Source organism: Streptomyces sp. CNZ301, from assembly GCF_004217425.1.
This window is the reverse complement of record NZ_SHLG01000001.1, coordinates 4141848-4164718: the sequence shown is the minus strand read 5'-3', so window position 1 is coordinate 4164718 and position 22871 is coordinate 4141848. Positions and strand designations below refer to the sequence as shown.

The window sequence follows — 22871 nt, the reverse complement described above, 5'->3', positions numbered from 1 at the left end:
CGCCATGACGACGTCCGAGAGATACGTGAGCATCGGTGAGGCAGCGCGGCAGTCGGGGCTGACCGTGGACACGCTGCGCTACTACGACCGCGAGGGTCTCCTCGGAGAGCTGCCCCGCGACACGGGTGGGCGGCGCCGCTTCGACGCCGACGCCCTCGGACTCCTGGACGTGCTGGTCGCGCTGCGCCGCACCGGGATGCCGATCGAGTCCGTGCGCGAGTTCAGCAGGCACGCACGCAGCGGAAACGACGCCACGAGGGCCGCTCGGCTGGCGCTGCTGCGTTCCCACGGCGAACGCGTACGGGCGGACCTGCGTCAGCTTCAGGCCGACCTCGAGCTCATCGAGTGGAAGGTGGCTGCCTACACGGCGGCCGAGAACGGGGAGGACCCGCCTCCGAGGAAGGACTTGCCATGAACAGGACGACGGCTGCTGTGAACTCATGGTTCGGGCACAGACCGGGCCGCCACCCCATTTCATCGGCTTGGAGGAGAGGGCATGATCCCCATCGAAGGCCCCATGATCGTGAATGCGATGCGCGAGGCGAATTCTGCCTTGCCGAACGCACCCGTAGCTGACGAAGCACCCCGCAGACCACGACGCTCACGGCGATGGCTGGCGCGTTCGCTGCGCTCAGTGGCTGATTGGCTGGAGCCCCCGCGCTATGCAGAACCCGCATTGCGGCCGGATCTGATGGCGACGAAGTGCCCGGGGTGAATGTTGCGTCCGCGCCCTGGTAGCCGAGCACCCCGACATTTCGTCGAAAAGCGTGGCCGCCCACAGCTGCGGATCACCGGCCAACCGCTCACGGCAACGCCCGGCAACGCCGAAAACCCCGCCCCGGATCTCTCCTGAGCGGGTTGCCCGGCTGGCACGCGACCTTCATCTTCAGGGGGCGCTTTGGCAACCGAGCAGGGTTTTGACAGCCTGGCGCCCGGAAACTCCGGTTTGCTGTCTTCATCCTCCTCCGGTCCACCTGTCCCGTGTGATGTCTCAGGACATCGGAAATTCCCGGACTCACGGTTGGGGGTTCGGGGGTTCCGTTATGTGCCGTTGCTGTGGGGTGGTCGGCGGGTGGGCTGGTGGTCGCGGGTGGGGGTCGATGGTCAGTTCGCGGAGGAGTTCGCCGGTGGCGGCGTTGATGACGCGGACGTGAAGGTCCTGGATGAGCAGGATGGGGCGTGGGTTCGTCCGATGCCGATGTGGCGTAGGCGGCCTGCCACGCGGAGGGTGACGGTGCCGGTGGTGTCGATGCGGTCGTGGCGGACGCGGTCGTGGGTGTCGGCGCGCTGAGGGCCTGGGCCGGGTTTCGGATGGGCCTGGTAGGCGACGGCGGGGGCCGACGTTCACGTGCACGGTGCCGCCGCACGGCGGCCTCTCGGCAACCCAACTGCGGTGCTGCACCGCGCACTTGGGTGAAAGCGGGCTGCCTTTCCCGGGTGGTCGGAACGGTCCGGGTACCTATGCGCTCGCCGGACGGATCACGACCGTATCCGCGAGAGACACGACCCGTATCTGCCAGGGAGAGGGGAGTGCACGTGATGGTCAGCAAGCCCAAGATCGCCGCGGTGCCGAGCGCCACAGTTGTCGACGCGCGCATACGCCCCCCGGGCCGCCGCGCTGAGTGGCAGCGGCCACCTGGCCTGTCGGCGGTCTCGTTGTCGCGTAGCCGCTTCCGGCCGCGTCGCGTCCCGTCCGTGCCGACGGAAGGTCCGTCCGTCGAACGCCTGCGCGTCCGTGGCGCTCCGGGCTCCGGCGATTTTCTCCGGGGCAGTACGAAATCCGGGGTGTGGTGCGTTTGCAGGAACCGGCCGTACGAACCCGGGGTGCACTGGGGCGGGCGAATGTGGGCACGGCCTCATGCCTGTGCCCCTGCCCGTCGGCACTTCGGTTTCCGGGCGCGGGATCTCCTGTGCGCCCGTTCGCTGTGCTTCCCGTTCTTCCTCTGCTTTGCGCAACCGGTGGAACCTCGCCGGCCGACGGCGATCCGAACCCCCGGGCTCTCTGCTCACGCCCAGCCCGCCGACCGAGCGGCTGCATGACGGAACTGCGGTCGTTGCCGAAAACCAAGGAGAAGATCATGAAGAAGTTGATTCTTGTTGCGGCGTTCGCGGCAGCGGCCGCCGTGCTGCCTGCGGGGCCCAGTCACGCACAGACCGTGCTCACCGTCGATGACGACGGAGTGCAGTGCCCGGGCGCGGATTTCACCAGCATCCAGGACGCGATCGACGCGGCCGCGGCGGGAGACGAGATCAGGGTCTGCGCCGGTGAGTACAACGAGACCGTCAACGTGCCCGACACCAAACCGAATCTGCGGTTGGTCGGTCCGGCTGCCGCCCCCTCGGGAACAGCGTGCAACCAGGCGGGGTCACCGAATCCCGCCACGCAGGCGATCATCGAGAACCCCGACGCGACGGCCACCGTCAGACTGCTCGCGGACGGTGTCAGATTCTCGCGATTCACCGTTCTGGGGAACACCAGCGGTGCGGGCATCCTGACCAGCTCCGCACACTCGGGCTACCAGGTACGCCAGAACAGGGTCCAGGGCAACGTGCTCGGGATCTATTTCAACTCCAACGGAACCAGCCCCTCCGACGTCGAACAGAACTGCATCCGCGAGAACAACGCCGCGGGCACCGCAACCGGGAACGGCGTCTACTCGGACCTGGGCCTGGAGAACGCGGACATCGAAGGCAACACCCTGTTCAACCACGACACGTCCGGAATCACACTCGAGGGCTCGGTGGTGGACGTCGACGACGTCAGGGTGAGGTCGAACCAGTCCCGGGAAGACGACTCCCTTGCGGCTCTCTTCACTACCAGCAACGTCAACGTGACCGGAAACGCCTCCCGTGCCAACACCGGTTCCGCCGTCTTCCTCGGCCCCGGCAACACCGAGGTGGGAGTCACCGGCAACAGCGTGGTGGGGGCAGCCCGCGGCGTGAGAGCCGCCGCCCTCGGCGGTCCGGCAAACACCGACATCACCATCAGTGGCAACGCCATCCAGGGCTCTACGAGTTCCCACGGCATCAGTGCGGCGGCCAACTCCCTCACTCAGTCCGTCATCTCCCGGAACTCTGTCAGGAGCAACGCGCAGGACGGCATCAGCCTTGCAACCGGCAACGGGGACAACAACATCCAGGGCAACGCCGCCGTCGCCAATGTCAACCTCGACTGCAACGACGACACCATCGGCGGAGGCACCGCCGGCACGGACAACACCTGGACGGGCAACGCCGGCCGGAAGGCCGACCCGCCGGACATCTGCTTCTAGAGGGTCTGCGCCCTCGGACTCCAGCGGGTCCCTGCCGGCGTGCCGGCAGGGACCCGCCCCGGTTCCGCGGCGCCCGAGCCGCCGCCCGTCGGCCGGTTGGCGGCCTTCCCCTGGCCCACCATCGGAATTCGGCTTGACGACTCGGCTGGAGAACAGCACCGAAATCGCGGCCGCCGTCCAATCCCCCGGCGCACCGCATGGGTTCGGTGGAGAGCGCCGGCCTTCGGGCGGGGAGGAACGCGCGGGGGCGGCGGAGACGGGCCGGTCGGGGAGGAGGCCGGCGGTGTCTCCTTCGGGGGCGGCAGGAATATCTCCGGGAATCGGGAAACCGGAGGCGCGGCTGGTTGTTGAATTCTGGCCGACCATGCGTTCACGGGATTATTCCGTTCCCGGGCGGTTCGGTCCAGCGGTGCCTGATTTCTTCCCTCTCGAAGAATGCAGGGAGTTTTCCGTCCTGCGGTCCCGCGATTCCGGCGTGCTGCAGTGGCGGAAAAATGGCGCGACAAGAGTCGGCCCCGGGCCCGCTCGGGCGCCAGCCATGCCCGTTGGCACTGTTCAAGTGCCCGTTTGCTGCCCGAGATGGCGCCCCGGCCGATCCATCCATCGAACCGGGGATTTCCAATCCACCAGGGTCATGCAAACGTTTCCCCGAGTCCGCAGATAAACCTGGATGTCGAAGACGGATATTCGGTGCGGCCTTCCAGGCGATGATTTCAGCCAGGCTCTCGGTGAGCGTCCTGCTTTTCCTGGAACGGCTTGGATCGCTGTGCAGGCGGGGGTAGCCTCCTCGCAGGACCAGACCAGGAGGTACTTTGGTTGCCGTTTCTCGCGCCGCGGTGCCCCAGCCGTGGCCGTGTGGGCCCGCGCGGCTGTTTCCAGTGCCACTGCCGGCATTTTCGGCCTGTTGCAGATCCGTTTTCCGACATCCGGTTCGGCACGGTCCTCCGTGTCTTTCCGTTCATTGAGCAGCCGGTGTCGGAGGTCGAAATGTTCCGAGAACCGGGACCGCTGGAGCCGGTCGTGGGCACAAAGCGGTGAGGCGCCCACGAGCAGATCCGGGACGGCATGTGGCGTCGGCGGTCTCTGCCGGCGGCGCGCCGTCCACGGTCGGAAGCAGCGGCGCCCCGGCGGCGGGCGAGCCCGGACACCCCACAGCCGGGTGGCGTGCTCGCGCTCGTCGGCGGCCCGGCCGCCGGGGGGTCGGGGAAGTCCGGTGCCCGGTCTCTCGTCGGTGGCGCGTACAGGGATCTCTACGCGGAGAGGAGGAACCGTTTGTCCAGCTTGAGCATCACAGAACCCGCAGGACCGGAAGATTCAGCGCACTCCTCAGTTGTGCGGCCCGGGTTGCCGGTTCCCGTGGCCGTGCACGCCCCGGACCCCATCTCGCGGGAGGGCGCCCTGAGTCAGCTCCGGCGGCACCCGCACATCGAACTGCGTGAGGAGCCCGGGCCGGGCACCGTGGCCCTCCTGGTCGACGACGTGCTCGACCGGGCCGGGCTCACGCGCCTGCGCCGGGCCGTACGCGGGCAGGGAGCACGAGCGGTTCTCGTGGTGGGGAAGCTGCGGGAGGAGGAGTTCCACGATGTCGTGGCGTGCGGGGTCGGCGCCGTCGTCTGGCGGCACGAGGCCACCCAGCACAGCCTGGTTCAGGCCGTGCTGGCGACCGCACGAGGCGACGGACACCTGCCCGCCGACCTCCTCGGCCGCCTGATCCGCCAGATGGGAACGCCGTCGTCCCGCACCGCCACCGGCGGGGGCCGGCCCGGCATCCCCGCCCCGGTACTCGGCGCCCGTGAGGTCGACGTCCTGCGCCTGATCGCCGAGGGCTTCGGCACCGCCGAGATCGCCGCCAACCTGTCCTATTCCGAACGCACGGTCAAGAACGTCATCCACCGCCTCACTACCCGCCTCCACCTGCGCAATCGCGCCCATGCGGTGGCTTACGCGCTGCGGCAGGGATACATCTGACGGGCATATGTGGCCGTGCTGGTGAACTCCCGTACGCCGGTGCCGTGATGGGCCGAGGCTCCCTTCTGAGGGGCGCCGTCCCCGTGCCTCCGGCGATGGACCGCCGGACCGGAATTCCGGGGACCTCGTGGATCCGTCGGCCGAAGTCGACGGCACAACAGGTGAGTTCGGGTCGGAGGTGCCGGCGATGCTGACCGTGCCGGCGATGCTGACGTTGCCGAGGACGAGGCGAGGACCACGGCTCCCGGCCACCGGTGGACGGCCGTCGAGGCGGGCAGGGGCGACACGTGCTCGCTCCATCCGGCCGCGGTCCCGGGCAACGGACCCCCGAAGGAGGGGTTCGATCGCCCACCGGGCGCCCGCGATGCGGAGCAGGCCGACGGCCGAGGTCTCGTCGGGGACCCGCCCGCGAGAACCGGCCCGGGCCCCGACCGTGCGAACGGAGTCCCCGACCCGCAGCCCGCACACCGGCTTCATCAACCGCAACATCGCGGACGCCGGCCCCGACGGAACGGACCCCTACCCCCGTGTACTCACGGCTTCCGGCCGATGACGACGCCGTTGGCGGCCGGGGCGTCGAAGGGGCGGATCTCGACGTCCGTGAAGCCTGTATCCAGCAGCCAGGAGCGGTACTCGGCGCCGGTGTAGTTCCGGCCGAACGTCTCCACCAGCATGGACAGGCTCATGAGGGTGGCGTCGAGAGGGCCGTCCTTGGTGTCGGCCACCAGGAGTTCGCTGATCAGCAGGCGCCCGCCGGGGGCCAGTGCGTCGTAGCAGCTGCGCAGGATGTGGCGGCACTGGTCGACGTCCCAGTCGTGGAGGATCATCGAGAGCAGTACGACGTCCTGCCCCGTGGGCAGGGGATCGGTGAAGAAGTCGCCCGAGGCGAAGGAGATGCGGTCCGCGAGGCCGGCCTGCTCGACCTTCTTTTCTGTCAGGTCGCAGACGAAGGGCAAGTCGAAGACGGTCGTGTGCAGGGAGGGGAAGGCGCGGCTCAGTTCGGTCGCGTAGGCGCCCCCGCCGCCGCCCACGTCCAGCAGTGACAGCCCGCCCGACAGGTCGACGGTCTCCGCCAGGGCCCTGGCCGTGGGCCGGGAGATCGCGCTCATGCCCTCCCAGAACGACTCCACGACCACGGGGTTCTCATCGTCGAACAGCGAGTCGCGCTGCTCGCTGTCCCAGGTGGTCGGACGGTTGGTGCGCAGCGCCTCATCCAGTCGCAGCCAGCCCGGGTAGTCGTGGCGGGAGACGATCTCCACCCAGCCGCCGACGTAGTGCTCGCCGCCGCGGAGCAGATACCGGTCGGTCATCGCGGTGTTGCGGTACCCGTCACCGTCGCGCCGCAGCAGGCCGAGCGCGGCGCAGGCGGTGACCAGTTGCTCGACCGGGCGCTCCTTCAGGTCGAGGACATCGGCCAGTTGGGCCGGGGTCGTGCCGGGGCGTTCGGCGAAGTGCCCGAACACGTCGCGTTCGTGTGCGGTCACGAGGGTCTGGGACACCCACAGTCCGTAGACCATATTCATGATCGGCATAACGGATACGGGTTGTTCCTGCGAAGCAGTCATCGTCACCTTCTCGGCTCGGCGCGGGTCTCGTCGCGGCCGGCCCGTCCGTAACTCCGTCCGGCCGCGGGTTCGTTCGTTCGGTCGGGCGTGTCAGACGGTGCGATGGACGACGTCCTGGCTCCACTCGCGTGCCGTTTCGTTGGCGGCCTTGCGCGTGGCCTCCGACGGGACGATCGGGGTGGCCGCCTTGCGGCCGAAGAGCACGTCCATCGGCTCCTCGATGTCGCCGGCGTAGCCCATGGCGAAGCAGCCCTGCTGGTAGCCGATGACCTTGAGCAGATCCTCGGGGAGCGTGCGGGCCAGCTCCGGCGGAGCTACGAGGTACTGGTTCTCCTCCTGGCGGACCCAGCCCGAGCAGTAGCTGAGGATCAGACCCTGCCGGACGGCGTCGGAGTGGTTGGTGCCGCCGCCGTGCACGACCTTCCCGGTGAAGATCAGCACCGAGCCCTTCGGCATTTCGGCGGGTATGGAGTCCTCCTCGCCCACCTCATCGGGGGAGAGCGCGTTGCTTCCGGGCACCATGCGGGTGGCGCCGTTCTCCTCGGTGAAGTCGGTGAGTGCCCAGAAGAACTGGCACATCACGTGGTGGTCGGCCGCGAACGGGAAGAAGTCCCAGACCAGTTCGTCCTTGTGCATCTTCTGTGCGACGGAGCCCGGGTAGGCGCTGATGAGCTGCGTCTGGGACAGCTGGAACTCGGTGGAGGACTTCAGCAGCTCCCGCGCGACGTCCATGCACAGCGGGTGGGTGATCAGCTCCCGGCCGGTGGCCGAGCGCGCGACGAGGCTGCCGGTCCGCTTGGTCCGCTGGCCGGCGAACGCGTCCGGGCCGAACGGTGTGGCCTCGATCCAGGACTCCATCTCGCTGAGCAGGGCGTCCACCTTCTCGTGCGGCAGCACGTTCTCGACGATGGCGTAGCCGTTCTCGTGGAGGCTGTGCATCACGTCGCCGAGACCGGCGTTCTTGTCGAACCGGTCGGTGACTTGGGGTTTCACGGTGGTCCTCCCTGTCGTGGATGAAATGGGACCGCTTCGGCGGGAAGTCCCGGGCACACGGATGATTTCCGTCAGCTTTCGGCAGAGACTCCGCCGGGCGAATTCGGACGGCTGCGGGATTCGAATTGCACGGGGTCATATCCGCTGAGGTGAGCCCGGCCGCATGCTAGCCCGCTGCCGACTCCGCAAAAAGACCGGGAAATTGAGGATCCCACCGGGGCGGATGCCGTCCACGTGTGACGGGCGCGCATATCTTCACAGGTCAGAGCCGGTAACGGGTCGGATGAAGTGCCCCGGCGTGCATGTCCTTTCGGGCGCCCGGGTGTGCCCCGACGGTCACATCCATGTCCCCGTTCCTCCGAAGTGGCGGGGCCGGAAAGTCACTTCGAAGTGTCCTTGCGTCTGTTCCGGGGACCGTGGCTGCGGTGATGGGATCGGCGGGCACGAGAATTCCGCTCGACCGGTGGCACGCCACGTCCGTCGGGATTTCGTCGACGCACGGATCAGCGGATCCTTCGTATTCCGATTCCAGGGAGAAAGCACGCCATGACCACGATCGACACGGCCACGGAAGCCATTGCCTTCGACGGGGAGACCCTCGGCATCGATGACGTCCGCCGCATCGCGGAGGAGCACGTCTCCTGCTCCGTGAATCCCGAGGTGCTGACCAGGGCCGCGGCGAGCCGGAAGCAGTTCGAGGACATCGTCCGCCAGGGCGCCTCGGTGTACGGGGTGACCACTGGATACGGCGAGATGATCTACATGCAGGTGGAGCCGTCGAAGGAGGTGGAGCTTCAGACGAACCTGATCCGCAGCCACAGCGCGGGCGTCGGACCGCTGTTCGCCGAGCACGAGGCCCGCGCCATCCTGGCCGCCCGGCTCAACGCCCTCTCACGCGGCTACTCCGCCGTGCGGCCCGAGGTACTGGAGCGCCTGGCGCTCTACCTCAACGAGGGAATCATCCCCGCGATTCCCGAGATCGGCTCGCTCGGCGCCAGCGGCGACCTCGCGACCCTCTCCCACATCGCCGTCACCGTCATCGGCGAGGGCTACGTGCTGCGCGACGGCGTCCCGGTGCCCACCGGCGAGGTGCTGCGTGAACGGGGCATCCAGCCGCTGGAGATGCGGTTCAAGGAGGGCCTCGCGCTGATCAACGGCACGTCCGGGATGACCGGACTGGGGTCCCTCGTGGTCAGCCGCGCCCTCGACCAGCTCCACCAGGCGGAGATCGTCTCCGCCCTGCTGCTGGAGGCTCTCAGCTGCTCCACCAGCCCATTCCTCGCCGAGGGCCACGAACTCGCGCGTCCGCACAGCGGCCAGATCGACTCGGCCGCCAACCTGCGCGCGCTGCTGGCCGACAGCGGGCTGGCCGTCCCGCACGCGGAGCTCCGCGGGGAGGTGGAGAGCAAGCGGGCGGGTGACGACGTGACCCGCACCGACGTCTACCTCCAGAAGGCGTACACGCTGCGGGCCATACCGCAGGTGCTCGGAGCGGTACGGGACACCCTGCGGCACGCGGCCGGCACACTGCACACCGAACTCAACTCCGCCACCGACAACCCCCTGTTCTTCCCGGGCAAGGAGGTCTTCCACGGCGGCAACTACCACGGCCAGCCGGTCGCGTTCGCGATGGACTTCACCACGATCGCCCTCACCCAGCTCGGCGTGCTCTCCGAGCGGCAGAGCAATCGCCTCTTCAACCGGCACCTCAGCTACGGGCTTCCGGAGTTCCTCGTCGCCGGCGAACCGGGCCTCAACAGCGGCTTCGCAGGCGCGCAGTACCCGGCCACCGCGCTGATCGCGGAGAATCGGACCATCGGCCCGGCCAGCACCCAGAGCGTCCCCTCCAACGGCGACAACCAGGACATCGTCAGCATGGGCCTGATCTCCGCGCGCAACGCGCGCCGCGTGCTCTCCAACAACACCAAGATCCTCGCTGTGGAGTTCCTGGGGGCCGCCCAGGCCGTGGACCTGAACCGCTGCTACGACCGGCTCGGCCCCGCGGGCCGGGCCACCTACGACACCGTCCGCGCGCTGGCCCCGACCCTCGACCGTGACCGGTACATGTCGGATGAACTGGAGGCTGTCGCCGGCGCCGTCGAGCGCGGCGACTTCCTGCGCGCGGTCAACTCGGCCGGGATCACGCTGCGGTGACCGAGCACACGCACTCGGCAACGGATCCCCACCGCGGACGGGAGGCAGGATGAATTCGGCGGACGCCCTGGCCGTGCTGGACGCACCGCCTGACGCGGACGTGGACCCGGACGAGCTCGTCCGGGCGGCCATGGAGTGGCACTTCTCCCCGGAGACGGGCACGCCGTTCTGGCTCGACCGGCTGGAGCGGCTGGACTTCGACCCGCGCACCGATGTGCGCACCACCGACGATCTGCTGCTGTTCCCGCAGGTCGTCGACGACTTCCGGCACGTGCCGGTGGAGGATCTGCTGCCCCGGGGCTACGGCGGAACAGCCGAGGTGATCGGCGTCTTCGAGAGCGGCGGCACCACCGGCGCCCCCAAGCGCGTGCTGTACCTCGCGGACTGGATGGAACGCGAGATGGCGAACGCCATGCGTGCCATGGACGAGCGGGGCTATCCGCACGGGGTGCACTGGCTGTCCCTGGGCCCCGGCGGCCCGCACGACTACGCCGAACTGACCGGCCAGCACGCGCGCCGCCGCGGCGGCGTCCGCTTCGCCGTCGACTTCGACCCCCGCTGGGTGCGCCTGTGTCTGCGGGACGGACGGGCCGAGGAGTCCGAGCGGTACCTGGACCACGTGCTCGCCCAGACCGCCACCGTGCTGAGCAGTCAGCGGATCGGGGCGATACAGGCGCCACCGCCCCTGCTGGAACGGCTGGCGCGGGACGGGCGGATGGTGGACATGGTGCGCGACCAGGTCGAGGTGATCACCTGGTGCGGAGCCAGCATGGACCGGGACACCCGGGATGTGCTGCGCGACGAGGTATTCCCCGGCATCCCGCTGTACGGGCTCTACGGCAGCACGATGGCGCTCGGCGCCGCGTTCGAGCGGACCGCCACCGATGACGGCGACTCCGTCTTCGACTCGCCCTCGCCGCACGTCTCGTACACGGTCGTGGACCCGGACACCGGTAAGCCGGTCGCGGTGGGGGAGACCGGCCAGGTCGTCATGCACCACCTGAGCAAGTCGGCCCTGCTTCCCAACAACCGCGAACGCGACGCAGCGCGGCGGGTGGGCGCGCCGGACGGCTCCGCGGGTCACTCCGTGGCCGACGTGCACCCGCTGGAGACCTTCACCGGCGTCCCCGTGATCACGGGAGCCTACTGATGACGGTGGTAGCGCAAGAGACGGCTCAACAGAGGGCCGCGGCACCGTACTTCATCGACGCACTCACTGCGGACGGCACGTATCGCACCGGCAGGCGGGAAACCGTCCGGGACGTGGCGGGCGACCCGGTCGCGGAACTGACGCTCGCCCCCGGCCTGTTCGTCGCCCGCACCCTGGACCGGTCACGGCACCGGCCGGCCGAGGCGGCGGACCGGCCCCGGCCCGAGCTCGCCGAGCGGCTACGGGCGGCGGCCGCGCTCTTCGCCTCGGGCACGCTCGGCGGGCTGACGCCCGAGGAGCACCATGTGCGGGTGGCCCGTACGACGGGCGTCCCGGTGGCGGTGGTCCGCGACGCGACGGCGACCATCGCCGGGGTGCTGGCGAACGCGGTCGACGCCACCGAGCGGGCCCGCCCCCGATCGGCGCTGCCGCCGGGCCCGCGGGACGTGCCGGACGAGGGCGCCGTCGTGTGGCGCCGGCGGGGACGGCTGTTGAGCGTCAACGCCTCCGGCAACCACCCCGCGGTCCACTCGCTGTGGCCGGAGGCCCTGGCGCTGGGATACCGGGTCGCGGTGCGGCCCTCGCGCCGCGACCCGTTCACGCCCCACCGGCTGGTGCTCGCCCTGCGGTCGGCGGGGTTCGCCGACGAGGACGTGCTCCTGCTGCCGTGCGATCACGGCGCCGCCGACGAGCTGGTCCGCGGCGGCGACCTCGCGATCGTCTTCGGTGGGGACGAGACGGTGAACCGGTACGCCGGCGGCTGGTCCCGGACACCAGTGCTGCCCCAGGGCCCCGGCAGGGTCAAAGTGCTGGTCACGGGGCGGTGGGAGCCGCATCTCGACGTCATCGCCGACTCCGTCGGCGGACTCGGAGGGGTCTCCTGCCTCAACGCCACGGCGGTGCTGGTCGAACGTGACGCCCGGGGCTTCGCCGAGGCCCTGGCGCAGCGGCTCACGGAGCTGCGGCCGCTGCCGCCGGAGCGGGAGGAGGCCGGGCTCCCGTGCCTGCCGCTCGCCGAGGCCCGCTCGGTCGGGGACGCCGTGCGGCACCGCGCGGCCGGTGCGGAACCCGTGCTCGGCGGCGGCGTGCACGACCTCGGGGACGGCAGCGCCGCCCTGCGCCCCGCCGTTCACCTGCTGGACGACGCCATGGCCGAACAGACCGGCGTGGAGCTGCCGTTCCCCTGTGCCTGGGTTGCGCCCTGGTCCCCTGAGCAGGGCGCGGCACCGCTGCGCGGTTCGCTCGTAGCGGGCGTCGCCACCGAGGACACAGGACTGGTGGAGGCGCTGCTGGAGGATCCGTCCGTCCGCAATGTCTACGGGCTGGACCGTCCCACCTGGTGGTTGCCGCCGGGGATGCCGCACGACGGGTTCCTCGCCGAGTTCCTCATGCGCAGCACCGCGCTGACCCGTATCTGAAGGGAGGACACGCTGTGCGTGCCGTGGTCATTCACGCCCCGGGCGACGTACGTGTCGAGGAGGTGCCCGAACCCCGCGTCGAGGAGCCGACGGACGCGCTGGTGCGGGTGGTGGCGGCCGGCGTCTGCGGATCGGACCTTTCCGTGCTGCGGGGCCTCTCGCCGCTGCCGCGGCCGGTACGGAGCGGTCACGAATTCGTCGGGGTCGTCGAGGAGGTCGGCGTCCATGTGGCCGGCCTGCGCCCGGGGCAGTTCGTCCTCGCCCCGTTCAGCACCTCCGACGGCAGCTGCCCGCACTGCCGCCGCGGGGTGCCGATCGCCTGCGAACAAGGCCGGTTGTTCGGCGAGTTCGGGCCGGACGGCTCCGTGCTCGACGGCGGGCAGGCCGAGTTCGTCCGGGTGCCGCTGGCCGACACCACCCTGCTGGCCGTCCCGGAGCCGCCACCCGACGACCTGGTTCCGCCGCTGCTGGCCCTGACCGACGTGCTCTCCACGGGGCACGAGGCCGCCCTGCACGCGGGGGTGGGCCGGGGAGTCACGGTCGTGGTCGTCGGGGACGGCGCCGTGGGGCAGTGCGCGGTCCTGGCCTCGCGCAGGCTCGGGGCCGGGCGGATCGTGGTCATGTCGCGCGACCCGTGGCGGCAGGAACTCGCCCGCGCCCACGGGGCCACCGACGTGGTCGCCGGCCGGGGCGAGGAGGGCGCGGCGGAGGTCGCCGACCTGCTCGACGGCGGCGCCGGACACGTCATCGAGGCGGTCGGCACGCTCCAGTCGGTGCGGCAGGCGATCGGGTGCGCACGGCCGGGAGGCCGGATCGGCTACGTCGGTCTGCCCTGGGACGTGACGCTGCCGCTGTGGGAGCTGTTCGCCAAGAACCTCTCCCTCAGTGGCGGTGGCGCGAACGTGCGCGCCACGATGCCCGGACTGCTCGGCGACGTACTCGACCGCACCCTGCGGCCCGAGCGCGTCTTCGACGCGGTCTTCCCGCTGACCGACGCGCCGAAAGCGTTCCACGCGATGGACGCCCGGCGCTGTGTCAAACCGCTCCTGCGCCCCTGACGGGCAAGACTCCCGGCGGCGGGCCCCGTCGCCGGGAGTCGCCGGGAGTCGCCGGGCGACTCCCGGGGCGCCGCTCCGCCGGTCATCGGTGGCCCCTGGCGGAGGCGAAACGATCCGGGGCCATGAACGCGATCTCGGGAACGGTCTCACCGACGGCGAGGCGTGCGACCGCGTCTCCGACGGCGGGGGCGAGCTTGAAGCCGCGTCCGGAGTAGGCGCCGGCCAGCACGATGTTCGGGTTCTCCGGGTGGTGTCCGGTGATCCCGTGGCCGTCGCTGGAGTAAAGGTCGGTGAAGCTCGCCGACCGCACCGGATCGGGGTGAAGACCCGTGACGTGCGACCGCAACAGCTCGACCGCGCTCGCGAGTTCGTCGGGCCCGTGCCGGCGTTCGAACCGGTCCGGGTCGTCGATGTCCGACGGCCGGAGCCCGCACACCTTCACGGACGCGTGATCCGCGGTGGGGGCGCCGTACAGGAAATCGCTCCCGCTCTGCCGGGTGAAGACCGGGAACGTCTCGGGCTCGAAGTCCTGGATGTGCCTTGGAGCGAACCAGGACAGCAGAACCCGCTTGGGGCGAACGCTGGACAGTAAGTGCGTACGTTCTGCCGGGACTTGCGGTGGAGAAGGGAAGCCTCGGCCATGCCCTCGCTGCGGCCTGGGACACCCTGTCGGGGTGCGCCGGCCGCCCTGGGGAGTGCGGCCGGCTGGACGTTCGCGGATCGTAAGGACCCCTCGCCCCTTTCGACGGGGACAGAAGGACCTTGCGTGGTGTGGAATTCCGGCTACCAGGCAGAGCAGGCAGGGAGGCCACGGTGCGCAGGACGTCTGTATGGGCACGGAAACCACTGTTCACAGGGGTGTTGGTGGTCGGCCTGGCGGCGGTCGCCGTGGGGCTGTATCTGTTCCAGCCGTGGAAGCTGTGGACGGACGAGAAGGTCGACGAGGCGCTTCCCGGCGCTGCCTCACCCGGGAAGCCGGACGGACAGCCGGAGCCGAAGAAGCCCGGTGATTCCGCAGGACCGGGCAAGAGCGAGAAGCCGGCCGGGCCGACGACGCTGGCCTCGGGCGAGTTCATCACCCATGAACACGAGACGACCGGGCGTGCGAAGGTCGTCGAGCTTCAGGACGGGTCCCGGGTCCTCCGCCTGCAGGACCTGGACACGAGCAACGGCCCCGATCTGAAGGTCTGGATCACCGATGCGAAGGTGAAGCCGGGCAAGCCCGGCTGGCACGTCTTCGACGACGGCGCGCACCTCAGTCTGGGCGGGCTCAAGGGCAACAAGGGCAGCCAGAACTACACGTTGCCCGCAGGGGCGGACCTGGACGACTACAGCAGCGTGACGATCTGGTGCGACCGCTTCGACGTCTCCTTCGGAGCAGCCGAACTGTCGCGTACCTGACCGCACCGGTACGGCGTCAGTTCAGTTCAGTTCTTCTTCGCCGCTCGATGGATCAAGTCTTCCCTGCAACCCGCCGTGCCACTGGTTCCCCTGAGTCAACTGCCTCTCCGGTGCCGATCACACGCGGTGCCTTGGGAACTCGGGACCTTCGGAACGAGCCGGCAGATCTCAACGCGGGTCACCGGGGAAGGGTCTGCGTGATGCGCCACAGGCGGCGGGGCAGTTCGCCCTCCTCGAAGGCGTGCACCTCGTCGAGCGTCCACCCGTCGGCGAGTGCGTCGACCAGTTCGCGGGGGAAGAAGTGCACGGCGAAGCCGCCGTGCTCGAAGATGTCGTCGCCATGCCCCGTACCGGTCCCGTAGTGGGTGTCGCCGGTGTGGCGGACGGTGTAGACGAAAGCGCCGCCCGGTCGCAGCACGCGGCGGACCTCGGCGACGAGCGTGTGGATCTCCCTGGTGGACAGTGCCATGCACAGCAGCATGTGGGCGAACACGGCATCCACGGAGGCATCCTCGAGCGGCAGCGGTTCGCGTACGTCGTGCACTGCCGTGGTGACCCGCTCGGACAGGTGCCGGGTGCCGGCGGATTCGCGTAGTTGCTCCAGGCCGACCGGGCTGAAGTCGGTGGCCAGTACGGTGAATCCCTCGCGGGCGAAGTACAGCGTGTCACGGCCGTGCCCGGCGCCCAGTTCCAGCACGTCCTGGGCACCGGTGGCCCGGAAGACCGTGGCGGCGTGCACGGCAGGACCGGAAGGCTCCGCGCCGTACATTCCGGGGTGTTCGCCGTAGGTCTGCTGCCAGTGCTCGCGCTGTGCCTGGGCCAACTCGCGCCCGTGGTCCGACATGCCCACACCTCTCTCGCCGCCCGTTCCGTCGCGGTCGTCGTGGGCCAGCCTAGATCCACGGTGAGCTGCAAGAGCTCGGGCTCCGGTACCCGGGCGTCAGCCCTCCGGTTTCCCCCATGAACGCGCACTGTTCAGCACCCCACGTGCCGTGCGACGCCCTGGCCGGGACGCGGGCGGCGGGCGTCGCCAAGTGGACGGCGGCGTCAGTCGCGTGGTGACTTCTCCGGCTCCTCGCCGGCCGCGCTCCGGCCGCGGCGGCCGAGCAGGGCGGTTCCCAGTATCACCAGGCCGATGGCGACCACCTTGGCGGCCTGGTAGTAGCCGGCCGCCGCTTCGTCCGGGGTGAAGGGCAGCCATGACAGCCCTGCGGCGGGGGCGAGGAAGGTCCAGGCCGCCGCGACTCCGCCGAGGACGATCAGCGTGACGGCCCCCGGCGTCCCGAGCCCCGCCCACCAGGGGGCTTGGGGATGTGCCAGTTCGCCGGTCTGCTCAACGTCCTTGTCTGTCATGGTCGTTCTCCTGCGTGTGGGGTGGCGGTTGTGGGTGAGGACGCGGGCACGCTGCCGGCGGTTTCGGCGTTGCGGTGTCACACGGCGGGGCCCGTCAGGGGATGCGCGCGGTCAGCGGTTTCGCGGGGCCACCAGTCCGGATTCGTAGGCGAGGACGACGAGTTGGGCGCGGTCGCGGGCCCGGAGCTTGGTCATGGCCCGGTTGATGTGGGTTTTCGCGGTCAGCGGGCTGATGACCAGACGCCCCGCGATCTCTTCGTTGGACAGGCCCTGCGCGACCAGTGCGACGGCCTCGCGTTCGCGGCTGGTCAGCTCCCCCAGCCCCGTCCCGGTGCAGGTGCGGAGCGGCTGGGTGACGTACCGGTTGATCAGCTTGCGCGTGATCGTGGGTGCGAGCAGGGCGTCGCCGCGCGCGGCGACGCGTACGGCGTGCAGGAAGTCCCCCGGCACGATGTCCTTCACCAGGAATCCGGCGGCGCCGGAGCGCAGCGCGTCGAAGACGTATTCGTCCAAGCCGTAGTTGGTCAGGATGACGACGTGCACCCCGGCCAGAGCCGGGTCCGCGGCGATGCGCCGGGTCGCCTCGATGCCGTCGACGACGGGCATCTGGATGTCGACGAGCGCAACGTCGGGCACGTGCTCCCTGGCGAGTTCCAGGCCCTCGCTGCCGTCGGCGGCTTCGGCCACCACCTCGATGTCGTCCTCGAGATCGAGGAGCGCACGGAATCCGCTGCGGATGAGCGGCTGGTCGTCGACCAGCAGGACTCGGATCACGACGTCCGGTCCAGGGGCAGTTCTGCCTGGACGGTGAAGCCGCCCTCGTCGCGCGGTTCCGCCCGCAGCCGGCCGCCGAGAGCGGTGGCGCGTTCGCGCATGCCCAGCAGCCCGACTCCGGGCGTCGGCGTGGTGACCGGTGTGGCCTTGCCGTCGTCATCGATGCGTATCGCGAGGACGTCCGGGCGGCATTCGATAAGGACCGACGCCGTGCCGGCGTCCGCGTGACGGGCGATGTTGGTCAGCGACTCCTGAACGATCCGGTAGACGCTCCGGCCCACCGCGGCGGGCACGTGGTGCCGCTCTCCCTCAACCGTCAGCGTCGCCTCCAGGCCGGCCCTGCTCGCTCGTTCCACCAGTTCCGGAACCTCGCCGAGCCCGCGCGGCGGGTCCGTGCCGTCGTCGCGCAGCGCCTCCAGGGTCGCGCGCAGCTCCCGGCTCGCCTCGCGTCCGGCCTCCTGGATCGCCAGCAGGGCCTCGGGTACCTGTTCACCCCGCCTGCGGGCCACGTGGACGGCGACTTCGGCCTGCACCTTGACGACCGAGATCTGATGGGTGAGCGAGTCGTGGAGCTCCCGGGCGATGTGCAGCCGCTCCTCGTCCGCGCGGCGCCGCGCGGTCTCCTCACGGGTGCGCTCGGCCTCGTCCGCCCGCCGCTCGGCCTGCCGCAGCGCCTCACCCGCGGCGCCTGCCGCGATCAGCCAGGCCAGTTCCAGGGCGCCTCGGGCTTGTGCGAACGCCTCGCCCGTGTCGTGCAGGCCCGAGGCCAGGGCCGCGAGCGGGAGCGACGCCAGCATGACCACGCTCGCCGCCACCGCAGCGGCGTGATGTCCGGCCCGTACGGCTGCGTACACCGCGAACAGGTACGCGACAGCGGGCACTTCGAAACCGGCCGCCTGGTATCCCACAGCGCACAGTCCGGTGACGGCCAGGACGGCAACCGGAGCCCGTCGGCGCGCGGCCAGCGCCAGCCCACCGACCGTCAGCAGCGCGTACCCGAGCAGGTCGAGATCCGTGGCGGGCTGCCGTCCGGACAGCGCGCTGACCAGGAGCGCCACAGTCACGCCGACTGCGATCGCCCAGTCGATGACACCGGCCCGGACACCGGGCCCACCTGCAGTCATGCGCGCACCCTAGCCGGGTGCCGCCGCGGGCGAGTCCCCCTCGCGGACGAGCAGCCGCCTACTGCGGACGCGGTATCCGCGCGGCGCGTGCGGTATCCGCGGCAGGCGGATACCGCGTGGGCGGCAGCCCGAAGTGTCTGCGTCCGCCGGACGACCGGCGGTGGGCCGGGCGGACACGATCGGACGAAGTCCAGCCGCAGCAGGAGAAGGAGCACCTCATGTCAGTCTCATTTGTGCTTGCCGCACGGGCGGCCGGGTATGTCGCGGTCCAGCCGGCCGCCGACCCTGTGTACGGCCTGACCTCCGCGCGGTTCTGGGCCACCTCGGTCGCGTTGCTGGGGCTGGCCGGCGCCGTCATCGGCGGGCTCGCGCTGGCCCGTTCCGCCCGCCGTACCGGCGACGGCGGGAGAAGCCGCGCCGTAGTGGCCCTGGTGGCAGGGCTGATCGCTCTGGCCGGAGGCGCGCTGAACCTGGCCGTCGCCGACGGCGGTCCCGGCACCGGGAACGGAGTCGTCGCCGGCGCCCTGGCCCTGGTGCTCGGGCTGACCGGCCTGATCCTCGGCTGGCTGGCCCTGGCCCGCTCCCGCCGAACGGGGTGACGGCAACGGATACGAGCACGCGTCAGGCCTGCCCCGGGACCGAGCAGACGACGCGGAGCACCGGCGCTCCGGGAACGGCGTCGCACTGGGCCGGTGGAGGTCCGGTCCTCGGACGGAATGCATGCCCTCGTGCCGGCGCGGCGCAGGCAACCCGCCCGGAGTTCATCGGGGTCGCGGTCCGGGGGGATTCGGCCTTCCGGGCCGGGGCGGGCCGGTCGGGGCCGGGCGTCCGGGGTCATGCGGGAGTGTTCGTCGGCGTCCTCGTCGCCCTGGTGGCGGCGGTCGTCGCACGGCTGGCCCTCTGAGGACACAGGCGGGGCGACTCGCCGTCGTCCGGGCTTCGTCGCAGGAGCAGAGCGGGGCCGTCGTCGTGGGCGGGGTGGACGACGGCTGGGCGGCGGACACAAGGGCCCGCGGGGGCGCGGCCCGCGGAGCGGCAGGTTCGCACCGGTGCGCACCGGTGCGCACGTAGCGGCCACCTCCGGGGTCGCTTCCGCTGCGGAAGCGCTACCGTATGGGCCCTCCCCCCAGACGTGACGCCGGAGGCCCCCGTGTTGAGTCAACTTCTCATCGTCGGCGCGTGGTTGTTCTACATCGTGGGGTTCCTGATGTTGCTGTACGTGCTGGAGTTCTTCCGCAGCAGCAGGACGCTCCTGCGGCTGGTGCTGTGTACGGCCTGCATGGTCGTCAGTGGCGCCATGCTCGGCATAGCCGCCCTCACCGAGGTGCCGGACTTCTACTCCGACACCGTCCTGACCCGGGCGCTCGACGCGGCGTCCGGTGTGCTGGCCTACCTGCTCGCCTTCACCGTCCTCGCAGTGTTCGTCGTCGCCGCGGTCAGGAGCCGGCCGGCTTTCCGCTCGCGGTGACCGCGGCGACTTCTGCGCCTGCCACCCGTACGACGCTGCCGCTGCTCGGGCTCGCGCCCGTCACTTCACGTCGTTCAGTTCCTCGAACTTCACCAGGCCCGTGTCCTCCAGGACCGTGATGTGGTCGAGGACGATGGTGTTGGCGCGGGTGGCCAGCGAGCGCACCATCGAGTTGCGGGTCTGGTCGCGTACGAGGCCCACGAGGCCGAAGACGACGCCGTGCTGCTTCCGGGTATGGGCGACGAAGATCTTGTCGAACTCCTTGCCGGAGGCGGTGTCCATGTCGTTGAGGTACTTGCGCTGCGAGCCCGTCGGCTGGTTCGGCAGCGAAACATTCATCGCACGGCTGCACGCGATGGCGCGCTTGTCCAACTCCTCGTGCCCGTCGACGAGATGGTCACCCGCGATCCGTAGCGACTCCGTGGTTCCCCGTTCCTGCGCGGAGCGGCCGGCAGGTCCTTCCCACAGGCCGGCGGAGCGGACCTTGCGGATGAAGTCGCGGTCCATCGGCGTCAGCGGCCCGTACTTCGACTTCCAGGTTCCCCTGCCGTCGTCCTGCCATCCGGCCCTGGCGAGCGCGGTGGCACGGTTTCCCTCGAACCAGTTGGAGGGCATCACCAGGGCGGCGAGCGTCGCCCCGAGTGCGACCACGATCAGGACGGTGCCGATCGCCCGTCCCGTCAGCATGCTGGACTTCATCGGCCACCTCTCGATGCACGGCTTCCAGTGCGACTGAGATTAGCGAGGCGGGCGGGGATGTGGTGGGCATTCTCCCGACCGGACAAGAACCGTTTCCGCCGGGTCCAACGCTGCTATGCGGGACGGGAATCGGAGGAGCTCCGGGACGGACGACCGGGCGCCCGTGCCGACGTGCCGTGCCGGTCCGCGGCTCCACCGGGATGATTCCGGCGTGTGGCGCCGCGGGCGGCCTGCGCGGTCACCGCTCCGCGAGTTCGGGCCCCGCGGATCGTGCCCGTGGCAGCGCGGGGCAGTAAGGATCCGTGAACGGGTCCGGAACGCGGTCGCCGAGCGCGGGAAATTCGAGCAGAACTTGGTGGCCGTGCCGTCGATGACAGTGGGCCGGCCGACGGCTCCGGGAGGCGCCTCACGAGGACGAACAGGGGCCGGTGAGACGCGGTACGAGCCGTGGAGGAACGAAGGAGAAAACCGGCGGGGGCCGCACCGGTATGCGTCGGGAAAATGGAAGGGCCGGGAGGGCTTCGAAACTACTGACGGCCTTTCACTAAATAGGGTTACCTGGAGTTGCACCGCGATCGCCGGAGCGGCATAGTTCCCCGGACCAAGCCCCGACTGGCCCTGCTGTCCCCCTAGTTCAGCGTCCTCGGCGGCTCCATGTCCCCTGGAAGGTTCCCCTAGTTGATCACGCATGTCTTGAGCCGGCGGACACGCCGGGCAGCACTCCTGGGTACCGCCACCCTCGTCGGTGGCGCGATGATCTCCGCCCCGGCTCACGCCGCCCCCGCGGACGGGCACTCCGGCAAGAACGGCAAGGCCACCGCCGTCGCGGCCCGCGCCGACCTGAACGTCTCGGTCGTGAACGCCGCCAAGGTTCCGGTCCGGGCCTCCCTCAACTCCGTCAGCGCTCCGCGCGACGCTGACGAGACGCTGCTGACCGCCGAGGTGAACGGAGCCAACAAGGGCCAGCCCCTGAAGCTGGTCCAGGCCGAGGTCGCTCACTCCGGCGCCAAGGCCGGGACCGAGCGGTCCGTGGGCCACGTCAAGCTCGCCGGTCTCCGCGCCTTCGCGCCCGGCCTGCCGACCAAGCCGCTGGTGAGCGCCGACCTTCTCACCGCCACCGCCCTGTGCAAGGCGGGCGAGAAGCCCACCGCCAAGGCCGACCTGGAGAACGTCTCCGTCCTCGGGAAGCCCGTCGAGGTCAACGGCGTCGGCAGCCAGAAGGTCGAGGTGCCCGGCGTGGGAACCGTCGACATCGCCCTGGAGGAGACCACCACCAAGGCCGCGTCGGGAGCCGCTACGGCGCTGAAGCTGTCGTACGAGGTGAACCCGGCCAACCTCAACATCGTGAAGGCGGCCGGTGAGATCGTGCTCTCCGAGGCCACCTGCGAGACGCCCAAGGGCGACGGCGGCGGAGCCGGCGGCAACGACCCCGGCCCGCAGACCGGTGACGACGACGGCGGCGGCCTTGCCGAGACCGGAGGCAACTCCGCCACGCCGATCATCGCCGGCGTGGGCGCGCTCCTCGTCGCCGGTGGTGGCGGGATGTACCTGATGCGCCGCCGCAGCGCCGCGCGCAGCAGCTGACAAGCCGGCGGGACCGGCCGTACCGCACGGACCGCGCGCTCAGCGAATCCGGGCGGCGTCCGGTCCCCTTCCCGCCGAGGCCCACCGCACCCCTCCCCCGAGGTGCGGTGGGCCTCGGTGTGCGTGTGCGGGCCCTCCGGTCGGCATGCCGGGTCGGGCCCGGCCCTGGGGACGTCCGGAGGGCTTGCCGCTGTCGCTCGCTGCCAAGTGTGCGGGCGGGCACGAACAGTGCTGCTCAGGGAGTCACGGTGGCGCTCCGGGAGTCACGGTGGCGCCTCCCGGAAAGAAGCTGCCACCGGGATGCCACCGAGCTGCCACGAACGTGACAGGTCCGATCGTGACAGGTGCGATCGTGACAGGTCCGTGGCCTGCGGGAACAGCGCACGGCGGAGATTTGCTTCCGCCCGTGTGGAGAAGCGTCCTGAGAACGCCGAGGGTCCCTCGCCGCAGCAGCGGCGGGAGGCGGCCGAGCGGATCGACGAGGCCAGGTCGGGGAACGAGCGGCTGGTGGCCTCGCTGACGCGCCTGTGGGAGGGCGTCGTCGAAGCGTCCGCCCAGGCCAACATCGACGACGAGCACGATCCCGAAGGGGCCACGGTCGCGTTCGAACGTGCTCAGCTGCGGGACGCGCTCAAGCAGGCACGCGCCGATCTGGCGGAGCTCGACAGGGCCGCCGAGCGGCTGCGCACCGGTGAGTACTGGCTCTGCGAACTCTGCGGCCGTCGCATCCCGGTGGCACGGCTCGCCGCACGGCCGACGGCCAGGCGCTGCATCGACTGCGCGGCCAAGCCTTCCTGAGCCGGAGGCCTCCTGACCGGGCGCATCCCGAGCCGGGGGGCCTCCTGCGCGGGGCGCATCCCGAGCCGGAGGCCTCCTGGACCGGGGGCTTC

General features: G+C 70.5%; 20 protein-coding genes. 12 read left to right on the top strand and 8 right to left on the bottom strand.

The annotated features are described in order from the left end of the window. Positions 1-4 precede the first annotated feature (4 nt). The 3 genes from EV375_RS17990 to EV375_RS17970 all read left to right on the top strand — a co-directional run bounded on the left by EV375_RS17990 (position 5) and on the right by EV375_RS17970 (position 5240). Entirely contained in the window at positions 5-415 is a 411-nt protein-coding gene (locus EV375_RS17990) for a MerR family transcriptional regulator (RefSeq protein WP_130300336.1), read from the top strand. Positions 416-2078: 1663 nt separating this feature from the next. Further along, positions 2079-3272: a right-handed parallel beta-helix repeat-containing protein gene (locus EV375_RS17975; RefSeq protein WP_165434767.1), complete on the top strand. Its 1194-nt coding sequence runs from the start codon at positions 2079-2081 to the stop codon at positions 3270-3272. A gap of 1332 nt (positions 3273-4604) precedes the next feature. Next, positions 4605-5240 carry a helix-turn-helix transcriptional regulator gene (locus EV375_RS17970; protein ID WP_486588748.1) on the top strand — a complete coding sequence of 212 codons (636 nt, stop codon included), beginning with the start codon at positions 4605-4607 and terminating at the stop codon, positions 5238-5240. A gap of 533 nt (positions 5241-5773) precedes the next feature. Here the strand turns inward: EV375_RS17970 and EV375_RS17965 are convergent. Beyond that, on the bottom strand, positions 5774-6772 hold the full coding sequence (locus tag EV375_RS17965) for a methyltransferase (RefSeq protein ID WP_130300332.1): 999 nt from the start codon (positions 6770-6772) through the stop codon (positions 5774-5776). A gap of 123 nt (positions 6773-6895) precedes the next feature. Continuing rightward, a complete protein-coding gene (locus EV375_RS17960) occupies positions 6896-7798 on the bottom strand; it encodes a phytanoyl-CoA dioxygenase family protein (RefSeq protein ID WP_130300331.1) in 903 nt (300 codons plus the stop codon). Between the two features lie 546 nt (positions 7799-8344). Here EV375_RS17960 and cmdF point away from each other — a divergent pair. Genes cmdF through EV375_RS17940 form a run of 4 tightly spaced genes read left to right on the top strand, consistent with a single transcriptional unit; the run spans position 8345 to position 13578 of the window. Beyond that, a complete protein-coding gene (gene cmdF, locus EV375_RS17955) occupies positions 8345-9952 on the top strand; it encodes a tyrosine 2,3-aminomutase (protein ID WP_130300330.1) in 1608 nt (535 codons plus the stop codon). Between the two features lie 49 nt (positions 9953-10001). Then, positions 10002-11102: an AMP-binding protein gene (locus EV375_RS17950; protein WP_130300329.1), complete on the top strand. Its 1101-nt coding sequence runs from the start codon at positions 10002-10004 to the stop codon at positions 11100-11102. Then, positions 11102-12520 (top strand): aldehyde dehydrogenase family protein, encoded by a 1419-nt coding sequence (locus EV375_RS17945; protein WP_130300328.1) that lies wholly within the window; start codon positions 11102-11104, stop codon positions 12518-12520. The genes EV375_RS17950 and EV375_RS17945 overlap by 1 nt, the downstream gene beginning before the upstream one ends. A 14-nt stretch (positions 12521-12534) precedes the next feature. Then, on the top strand, positions 12535-13578 hold the full coding sequence (locus EV375_RS17940; RefSeq protein WP_130300327.1) for an alcohol dehydrogenase catalytic domain-containing protein: 1044 nt from the start codon (positions 12535-12537) through the stop codon (positions 13576-13578). Between the two features lie 82 nt (positions 13579-13660). Here EV375_RS17940 and EV375_RS17935 read toward each other — a convergent pair whose 3' ends face one another. Further along, positions 13661-14416: an FAD-dependent oxidoreductase gene (locus EV375_RS17935; RefSeq protein WP_165434765.1), complete on the bottom strand. Its 756-nt coding sequence runs from the start codon at positions 14414-14416 to the stop codon at positions 13661-13663. Between EV375_RS17935 and EV375_RS17930 the strand changes: the two genes are divergently transcribed. Then, positions 14392-14979 (top strand): DM13 domain-containing protein, encoded by a 588-nt coding sequence (locus tag EV375_RS17930; protein WP_130300325.1) that lies wholly within the window; start codon positions 14392-14394, stop codon positions 14977-14979. The two genes, EV375_RS17935 and EV375_RS17930, sit on opposite strands and share 25 nt — an antisense overlap. Before the next feature lie 178 nt (positions 14980-15157). Here EV375_RS17930 and EV375_RS17925 read toward each other — a convergent pair whose 3' ends face one another. The 4 genes from EV375_RS17925 to EV375_RS17910 all read right to left on the bottom strand — a co-directional run bounded on the left by EV375_RS17925 (position 15158) and on the right by EV375_RS17910 (position 18230). After that, a complete protein-coding gene (locus EV375_RS17925) occupies positions 15158-15823 on the bottom strand; it encodes a class I SAM-dependent methyltransferase (RefSeq protein ID WP_130300324.1) in 666 nt (221 codons plus the stop codon). Between the two features lie 203 nt (positions 15824-16026). Beyond that, complete coding sequence (locus EV375_RS17920) at positions 16027-16332, bottom strand: hypothetical protein (RefSeq protein WP_130300323.1); 306 nt, start codon at positions 16330-16332, stop codon at positions 16027-16029. A 111-nt stretch (positions 16333-16443) separates the two neighbouring features. Continuing rightward, a complete protein-coding gene (locus EV375_RS17915; RefSeq protein ID WP_130300322.1) occupies positions 16444-17106 on the bottom strand; it encodes a response regulator transcription factor in 663 nt (220 codons plus the stop codon). Then, positions 17103-18230 carry a histidine kinase gene (locus EV375_RS17910; protein ID WP_130300321.1) on the bottom strand — a complete coding sequence of 376 codons (1128 nt, stop codon included), beginning with the start codon at positions 18228-18230 and terminating at the stop codon, positions 17103-17105. Before EV375_RS17910 ends, EV375_RS17915 begins: the two co-directional genes overlap by 4 nt. A gap of 218 nt (positions 18231-18448) precedes the next feature. Here EV375_RS17910 and EV375_RS17905 point away from each other — a divergent pair, with 218 nt between their 5' ends. Together EV375_RS17905 and EV375_RS17900 are read left to right on the top strand one after the other, a co-directional pair. Continuing rightward, the gene (locus EV375_RS17905; RefSeq protein ID WP_130300320.1) at positions 18449-18829 is read left to right on the top strand and encodes a DUF6223 family protein; all 381 of its coding nucleotides are present in this window, start codon (positions 18449-18451) and stop codon (positions 18827-18829) included. Between the two features lie 554 nt (positions 18830-19383). Then, positions 19384-19698 (top strand): hypothetical protein, encoded by a 315-nt coding sequence (locus EV375_RS17900; RefSeq protein WP_130300319.1) that lies wholly within the window; start codon positions 19384-19386, stop codon positions 19696-19698. Positions 19699-19758: 60 nt separating this feature from the next. Here EV375_RS17900 and EV375_RS17895 read toward each other — a convergent pair whose 3' ends face one another. Next, complete coding sequence (locus EV375_RS17895; protein WP_130300318.1) at positions 19759-20397, bottom strand: DUF4142 domain-containing protein; 639 nt, start codon at positions 20395-20397, stop codon at positions 19759-19761. 678 nt (positions 20398-21075) lie between these two features. Here EV375_RS17895 and EV375_RS17890 point away from each other — a divergent pair. Both EV375_RS17890 and EV375_RS17885 read left to right on the top strand, forming a co-directional pair. Beyond that, positions 21076-21981, top strand: coding sequence for an SCO1860 family LAETG-anchored protein (locus EV375_RS17890; protein ID WP_130300317.1), 906 nt, complete (start codon positions 21076-21078; stop codon positions 21979-21981). 408 nt (positions 21982-22389) lie between these two features. After that, complete coding sequence (locus EV375_RS17885; protein WP_486588553.1) at positions 22390-22779, top strand: TraR/DksA family transcriptional regulator; 390 nt, start codon at positions 22390-22392, stop codon at positions 22777-22779. Positions 22780-22871 lie beyond the last annotated feature (92 nt).